Consider the following 6625-nt stretch of genomic DNA (forward strand, 5'->3'; position numbering starts at 1 on the left):
GTCTTACCTGTGCAAAGCAGCGGTCCTGAAAGCAAAAAAGCGGGGACGAGCCCCGCTTTCCTATTTCCGGCAGTCGCTGGAAATAAGCCGCTTTCGAGAGCTGCCAGTACATCCGTGGTCAGCGTTCATCGAATTCGGCCGGATCAGATCAATTGCAAATTGGCGGCCGACTCGCGGCCCTTGGTGTCACGCTCCAACTCGAACTGCAGCTTCTGACCTTCGGCAAGTCCGGGGAAGCCGGCGCGCTCCAGTGCGCTGACATGGACGAAAACGTCCTTGCCGCCATCGGTCGGCTGAATGAAGCCGAAGCCCTTCTGGCCATTGTAGAACTTAACGGTTCCGGTGTTCATGTGGATCTTTCGAAGAATGAGACATGGCCGCGGAGCGAATATGCCGCGCGCCCGGTATCGAAGATTTGGAATGAGATTGGCGGGTCGAGAACCTCTGACGCCGCGATATGCCAATTCTGGCCCAAAGCCATCCTGTCTATATAGGCTGATGGGGCCGATTGTTCAAGAAGATTCATGAAAAACTCGGACGGCGGCAAAAAAATAGATCGCTGTAATTATTTGAAAAATCCTGATATGGCTCAGTGGCTTTCAAAAAATTGCTTAAATTTACGCTGGGCCGATTTTCCCGGCACTTGATTTTATTTATTCCTGGAAGGAAAAAGCCATGGTTTCCGTCAGAACTCCGAGAGGCATGACCGTAGCGATCAACCCGATCATCAAGCCAACCATCATACACGCCCTTGCCGCCGGCCCGAACGGCAAGCCGATGATCGTCAAGTCGGCGCGGCTGACCATCAGAAGCGATGAGGCGGCAAGGCGAACGATCGCCGATACCGATGGCACCGTGAGGCGGGCCAGACAGGTCGCAGAGACCAACCGCCTGATTTGAACGCTTTCGCGGCGACGGAAAGGGCGGGGAACCACGCGAAGACTTGAACCTGGCGCGCCAATGGCCTAGATCGCGGCAGGCGGACAAACACGGCAGGTTTCCCATTAACAGAGATCAGAGACGAGCAGCGGGTGCGGGAGCCAGGTCTGGCGCGGGAGGACAGCCGCCGCTAGGCCTCGACCAGTATGTGCAGCAGGCGCTGCAACTGCATCAGGCCGGGCGCCGGCAAGAGGCCGAGACGATCTACCGGCAGGTGCTGGCGCGTCAGCCCAAGCACGCGGCCGCTGCACATTTCCTGGGACTGCTGCTGCACCAGACCGGGCGTAGCGAAGAAGGGCTGGATCTCATCGAACGGTCGGTGAGCATGCAGCCGACCAATCCCGATTTCCTCAACAATTTCGGTACGGTGATGCGCGACCTCGGCCGCCCTACAGCGGCCATCGATTTCTTCCGCGGCGCCGTGGATCTGCGGCCGGACCAGCTCGCGGCGCGCGACAATCTCGGCTCGTCGCTGAAGCAGGTCGGCCAGTTCGAGGAGGCCGAAGAGATTTATCGCGGCACGGTTGCTCGCAACCCATTTCATGTGCGCGCCCGCATCGGGCTTGCCGAAACCCTGCAGGAAGCCGGGCGGTTGGACGAGGCGCTGGCTGCCTTCCGCGAAGCGCTGGCGATACGCCCCAAGGATGCCGACCTGCTGCACGGGCTCGGCGTCGGGTTGATGGAAAAGGGCAAGCTCGACGAGGCGGCGGATCTGTTCCGGCAGGCGTTGGCGATCAACCCCGCCATGGCCACAGCCTGGCTGATGCTGACGCAGGTCAAGCGCCAGAAGGAGCGCGACAGCGAATTGACCGGGATGGAGGCTCAGCATGCCAAGGCGCCGCAGGACAGCCTGTCGCGCATGCAGTTGTCCTTCGGTCTCGGCAAGGCCAATGACGATCTCAGGGATTATGGCCGGGCCTTCGACTATTTCGCCGAGGGCAATGCAATCCGCCGCAAGGGCATCGATTACGACAAGGCCAAGACGCGGGCCGAGTTCGAGGCGATGAAGGCAACCTTCGATGCCGGCTTCTTCGAGAAACACAAGCCCAGCTCAATCGGCGACGATACGCCTATCTTCGTCGTCGGCATGCCGCGTTCGGGCACGACGCTGGTCGAGCAGATCATTGCCAGCCATCCGCAGGTCTATGGCGCAGGCGAGCTCAGCCTCTTGAAGAAGGCGGTCGGCAAGCAGTTCCCGGCGACCATGCCGGGTGGCTTCCCTTGGGGCGTATCGGATACCGGCGATTCGGATTTTGCCGAGGCAGGCCAAGCCTATCTCGACATGCTGCATGCCCGCTATCCGAACATGCGCCACGTCACCGACAAAATGCCGGGCAACTTCCTGCTTGTCGGCTTCATCCACATGATGATGCCGAAGGCCAGGATCATCCACTGCACGCGCGATGCGGCGGCGACCTGCCTGTCGATCTACAAGGTGCATTTCCGCGGCGACAGCCACCGTTACGGCTACGATCTCGGCGAACTCGCCGACTTCCACAATCTGTACACCGACATCATGGCGCATTGGCACACGGTGCTGCCAGGCGTCGTGCACGATGTGCGCTATGAGGATTTCGTCGCCGACCAGGAAGGCCAGACGCGGGCGCTGATCGCCCATCTCGGCCTGCCCTGGGACGATGCGGCGCTGTCGTTCCACCAGACCGACCGGCCGGTGCGCACCGCATCCGCCGCGCAGGTGCGCCAGCCGATGTATCAGGGCTCGGTCGATCTGTGGAAGCGCTATGGAGACCGGCTGAAGCCACTGCTGGACAAGCTGGATTAGCACCCTTGCTGCAGTTTAGCCGAAGTCCCCAAGCTTCGTCATCCACGGGCGGAGCAGCCGCGAAGCGGCGTCGCGGGGACCCGAGGATCCATTCCCTGACTTCGATCGAAGGATGCAACGGGGCAGAATTCGTCACCGTTGCAACGCCTTTGGGTCACGGCATGGATCCTATGGTCTGCGCCGCGTCGCTTCGCTCCTTGCTCCGCCATAGGATGACGAAGCGGTGGGGGCTCAGTTGCTCAAAGCTCCATGAATGGCTTGAAGCCGCCGAAGATCATGCGCTTGCCGTCGAACGGCATAGGGCCCCAATCGGGTGTCAAGCGCGGGTCGGCCATCACCTTGGCCATGACGGCATCGCGGTTCTCCCGCGATTCATAGACGGCCCAGGAGAAGACGACGATCTCGTCGTCTTTTGCCTGCACGGCACGCGGAAACGAGGTCAACTCGCCATAGGGCACGTCGTCGCCGATACATTCGACATAGGCGAGCGCGCCGTGTTCCATCCATATAGGGCCTGTGAGGTTGGCCAGCCTCTTGTAGTCATCGAGATTTGCCTTGGGCACGGCAAGCACGAAGCCATCGACATAGGACATTGTGGGTTTCCTCCTGGAAGTTCACAGGGCCTCACCGACGCCAGCTGGTGAGGGACTTCGCCATTGGCGATAGATCAGGCTTTCTTCGCCGGCGCGTTCATCGCCCACTCGACGCCGAACGGGTCGCGCATATTGCCCCACTGGTCACCCCAGAACATGACCTGGAGTGGCACGGCGACTTCGCAGCCGGCATCGACGGCGCGCTTCCACCAGGCATCGATTTCATCGGCGCCGAGATGGAGCTGCATGGTGTAGCCCTGCGGCTTGACGGCGGGCATCCCGTTTTCGGGATAGAAATCGGAGAGCATCAGCGTCGAGCCGTTGATGTGGAGATGGATGTGCATGGTGCGGCCTTTTTCGTCCGCCGGATAGGCAAAGACCTGCTCGGCGCCAAAGGCCTTCTTGTAGAATTCAGCGGCCTTGAAGGCGCCGTCAATTTGCAGGTAAGGGGTCAATCCGCCGAGCACTTTGGCTGCGGGCTGAACGGGGATCTGATCAGTCATGTCTTGCTCCTCTTTGGGTTTGGCCTTGCCAGTCATAGGACGCATGAGGTGACGGCGATCCTACATGGTCGCGAAATTTTTTGGTGACCGGCCCTGGATAGGCCGGGCAGCCGGCGGGCTTGAACGAGAGGCGTGAAACGAACTTGCGTCGGTGGCCCCCAATCAGAGCGCTGACCAGCAGCGTAGCGGCCGGCATCGATGGCCTGGTTCCGCGGCTGCATGGGTCAGGGAGCCCTGCAGATCCGGGGGCCATTTTGCGCGTCGGTAACGATTTCCGGCCAGCCGATGTCCTTGCGCAATTCGATCGGCAGCGAAAGCAGGGCGCGCTCGCTGCGATGGCGGGCGCGCGCTTGCATGTAACGGGTGGTGATGCGGCCTATGGATGACAGGGTGAACATGATGCTTTGTCCTCGGTTGAAGCCGGCATCATCGTGTCGGCATCCCAAGGACGGGGCGGGCTGAGGCTATCCGACAGACCGTCGGAAAATTTTTGCGGGCAGCGTTTGATTCTATTCAGGCGCCGCCGAACGGCGCCTACGCAACCTTGAGCGTCGGGATAGCTGAAACATCAACTTCACGCTCTGCGTGCCAGGTATCGAAAGCCGCCTGCATTCGAAGCCAGATCGCGGCGCCGTCGCCGAACAGCTTTCCGAGGCGAGCGGCCACAGCCGGCGAAACCGGCTTCTTTTCGCGGATGATGTCATAGAGCTGCTGCCGGGAGATCCCGAGCAGATTTGCAATTTCCACCTTGGTCTTTCCGGTTGCCGGGATAATGTCCTCAAGCAGCGCTCCCGGGTGGGAGGGACAACGCTCGATAGGACGCGTCGGCTCGTGCACGGTCATAAGTCGAACTTCTCCAATCTGGCCGCCTCAGTGATATGCTCGAAATCGACGCGGACCTGTAAGTAAATAGCTTACAGGCGTAGCGCCTTAAAAAGCGAACCGAGAACCCGAGTTCTGTCGTTCCGTCGCCATCAACCCGCCGCTTCGGCCACCGACCGGAAGAAATCCTCCGGGTCCTCGACTTCGATCAGCCGCCGCTTGTCGATCAGCCAGAAGCGGTTGCCGATGGCGCGAATGAAGGAGCGGTCGTGCGAGGCGAGCACGCAGCTTGCCTGATGCGCCAGCAGTTCGGCTTCCAGCGCTTCCTGGCCGTCAATGTCGAGATGGTTGGTCGGCTCGTCGAGCAGATAGAAGTTGGGATTGGCGAGCCTGAGCGCCAGCATCATCAGCCGCGCCTTCTGGCCTCCGGACAGCACGCCGATCTTCCGCTCCTGCATGTCGATGCCGACACCGGCACCGGCCAGCAGCGAGCGGGCGCGCTGCTCGCCGACATCGTAGCGTCCAGAGACCACCGCCAGCGGCGTGTCGTCGCCGCCAATGCCGGACAGCGCCTGGTCGCTATAGCCGAGCACCGTCGACGGCGTCACCTTCACATTCTGCACCGTGTCCGGCTCGACAATGGCATTGCGGATCAGGGTGACGAAGCGGGACTTGCCGACGCCGTTGCGGCCGAGCAGGACGATGCGATCGCCCTGGCAGATGTGGCGCTTGCCGGTCCTGAACAACAGCGTGCCGTCGGGTATTTCGACAGCCGCGTCGTCGAGCGTGATCAACACCTTGGCGTGGGTGCCGCGATTGGCCAGTTTTATGGCACCCGCCGACTTTTCGCGGTGCGCCGGTGCGGCCGCTTCTTCCAGTCGCTCCGCGCGCTGGTTGAGCTGCTTGGTCTTGACCGTCAGCAGATCGCTGCCTGAATTGATGCCGATGTTGTTGAGCTTGGCCGCCTGCCGGCGCAATTGCTGCGCCACCTTCATGTCGCGCTGGAACTTGCGCTCCGTCGAGGCATCGACGTCGTCGAGCGCCTGCCTGGCGCGGGAGTAGGGCAAGGCAAACACCGGCGACTGCTCCGGGCGCAGGAACAGCGTCCGGTTGGTGGTGGCGTCGAGAAAGGCGCGGTCGTGGCTGGCGATGACGACGGGCACCTCGCGCGGCAGCGTGTTCAGCCAGGTCTCAAGCTGGCTGATGCGGGCAAGATCGAGATGGTTGGTCGGCTCGTCGAGCAGCAGCACGTCCGGATCGGTGACCCAGACGCGGGCGATCAGCGCCAGCCTTTGCCAGCCGCCGCTCAGCGCCTGCATTGGCCGTTCGCGCATCGGCTCCGGCACATCGAGCGAATCGAGAACCACGTCGACACGCCACAACTCGCTTTCGGCCTGCTCGGCCGGCAAGGCATCCGCCACCACCTGGTGGAACGTACGGCTGAGAAGAGCCGGGGCAACGGATTGTTCTACATGGCCGACGCGCAGGCCGCGCGTGCGGGTGATGTCGCCGGAGGTCGGCTCCATCTCGCCGGTCAGGCATTTGAGCAAGGTCGACTTGCCACGGCCATTGGCGGCAACGATGCCGAGCCGGTCGCCGCTGCCGATGGTGAGGTCGAGATTGGAAAACAGCGGCGCACTCATGGTGACGCCGAGAGATTTGAGGCTGATCAAGGCCATTTTGATTTCTCTGGTCTGTCCGGAGGAAAAGTCCGGTTCAATGCACTTTGACGGTGCGCAGGCTGGCCATCAGGCTCGGCGTTGCAACACCACGAAGGGCAGACCAAAAAATCGAAGCGGGAAAAAACCCGGACCGTCCCTGGTCAGCCCTGCAAGCAAGCTCGCAGGGCAGAAATCGGGCCACGCTGACGATGGTGACGAAAAAACGTAAACACGTGAGCCCTCCTTTCAAGACAAGACGTTGAGTGTGCGGAGTGGTTACACCAGAGGCGGGGGTGGTGGCAAGTGGGCGGTCCAGGAGGGAGC

9 protein-coding genes are annotated in these 6625 nt (G+C 61.6%); 2 read left to right on the top strand and 7 right to left on the bottom strand.

Annotation, left to right across the window (positions count from 1 at the left end; genetic code table 11):
- Positions 1-143: 143 nt before the first annotated feature.
- Entirely contained in the window at positions 144-350 is a 207-nt protein-coding gene (locus EN993_RS28925; RefSeq protein ID WP_023809797.1) for a cold-shock protein, read from the bottom strand.
- Between the two features lie 325 nt (positions 351-675).
- On the opposite strand from EN993_RS28925, the gene EN993_RS28930 reads away from it, so the two are divergent.
- A complete protein-coding gene (locus tag EN993_RS28930) occupies positions 676-900 on the top strand; it encodes a hypothetical protein (protein WP_109661276.1) in 225 nt (74 codons plus the stop codon).
- Between the two features lie 187 nt (positions 901-1087).
- Positions 1088-2722 carry a sulfotransferase gene (locus EN993_RS28935; RefSeq protein ID WP_127265483.1) on the top strand — a complete coding sequence of 545 codons (1635 nt, stop codon included), beginning with the start codon at positions 1088-1090 and terminating at the stop codon, positions 2720-2722.
- A 239-nt stretch (positions 2723-2961) separates the two neighbouring features.
- Here EN993_RS28935 and EN993_RS28940 read toward each other — a convergent pair whose 3' ends face one another.
- From EN993_RS28940 to EN993_RS37445, 6 genes are all read right to left on the bottom strand, one after another.
- The gene (locus EN993_RS28940; RefSeq protein WP_109659825.1) at positions 2962-3315 is read right to left on the bottom strand and encodes a DUF1428 domain-containing protein; all 354 of its coding nucleotides are present in this window, start codon (positions 3313-3315) and stop codon (positions 2962-2964) included.
- A gap of 74 nt (positions 3316-3389) precedes the next feature.
- The gene (locus EN993_RS28945) at positions 3390-3818 is read right to left on the bottom strand and encodes a glyoxalase/bleomycin resistance/extradiol dioxygenase family protein (protein WP_127265484.1); all 429 of its coding nucleotides are present in this window, start codon (positions 3816-3818) and stop codon (positions 3390-3392) included.
- A gap of 224 nt (positions 3819-4042) precedes the next feature.
- On the bottom strand, positions 4043-4216 hold the full coding sequence (locus tag EN993_RS37165; protein ID WP_164757872.1) for a hypothetical protein: 174 nt from the start codon (positions 4214-4216) through the stop codon (positions 4043-4045).
- A gap of 136 nt (positions 4217-4352) precedes the next feature.
- Entirely contained in the window at positions 4353-4661 is a 309-nt protein-coding gene (locus EN993_RS28950) for a HigA family addiction module antitoxin (RefSeq protein ID WP_127265485.1), read from the bottom strand.
- Positions 4662-4792: 131 nt separating this feature from the next.
- The gene (locus tag EN993_RS28955; RefSeq protein ID WP_127265486.1) at positions 4793-6319 is read right to left on the bottom strand and encodes an ABC-F family ATP-binding cassette domain-containing protein; all 1527 of its coding nucleotides are present in this window, start codon (positions 6317-6319) and stop codon (positions 4793-4795) included.
- Between the two features lie 37 nt (positions 6320-6356).
- Positions 6357-6625 (bottom strand): hypothetical protein (locus EN993_RS37445; protein ID WP_206532435.1); only part of this gene is annotated, 269 nt, incomplete at its 5' end.

The organism is Mesorhizobium sp. M7D.F.Ca.US.004.01.2.1 (assembly GCF_003997785.1).
GTDB classification, from domain to species: Bacteria; Pseudomonadota; Alphaproteobacteria; order Rhizobiales; family Rhizobiaceae; genus Mesorhizobium; species Mesorhizobium loti.

What these genes read in the sequence shown, in the direction of transcription:
- EN993_RS28925 (WP_023809797.1), bottom strand. Translation starts at nt 350, where the DNA reads ATGAACACCGGAACCGTTAAGTTCTACAATGGCCAGAAGGGCTTCGGC.
- EN993_RS28940 (WP_109659825.1), bottom strand. Translation starts at nt 3,315, where the DNA reads ATGTCCTATGTCGATGGCTTCGTGCTTGCCGTGCCCAAGGCAAATCTC.
- EN993_RS28950 (WP_127265485.1), bottom strand. Translation starts at nt 4,661, where the DNA reads ATGACCGTGCACGAGCCGACGCGTCCTATCGAGCGTTGTCCCTCCCAC.
- EN993_RS28945 (WP_127265484.1), bottom strand. Translation starts at nt 3,818, where the DNA reads ATGACTGATCAGATCCCCGTTCAGCCCGCAGCCAAAGTGCTCGGCGGA.
- EN993_RS28955 (WP_127265486.1), bottom strand. Translation starts at nt 6,319, where the DNA reads ATGGCCTTGATCAGCCTCAAATCTCTCGGCGTCACCATGAGTGCGCCG.
- EN993_RS28930 (WP_109661276.1), top strand. Translation starts at nt 676, where the DNA reads ATGGTTTCCGTCAGAACTCCGAGAGGCATGACCGTAGCGATCAACCCG.
- EN993_RS37165 (WP_164757872.1), bottom strand. Translation starts at nt 4,216, where the DNA reads ATGTTCACCCTGTCATCCATAGGCCGCATCACCACCCGTTACATGCAA.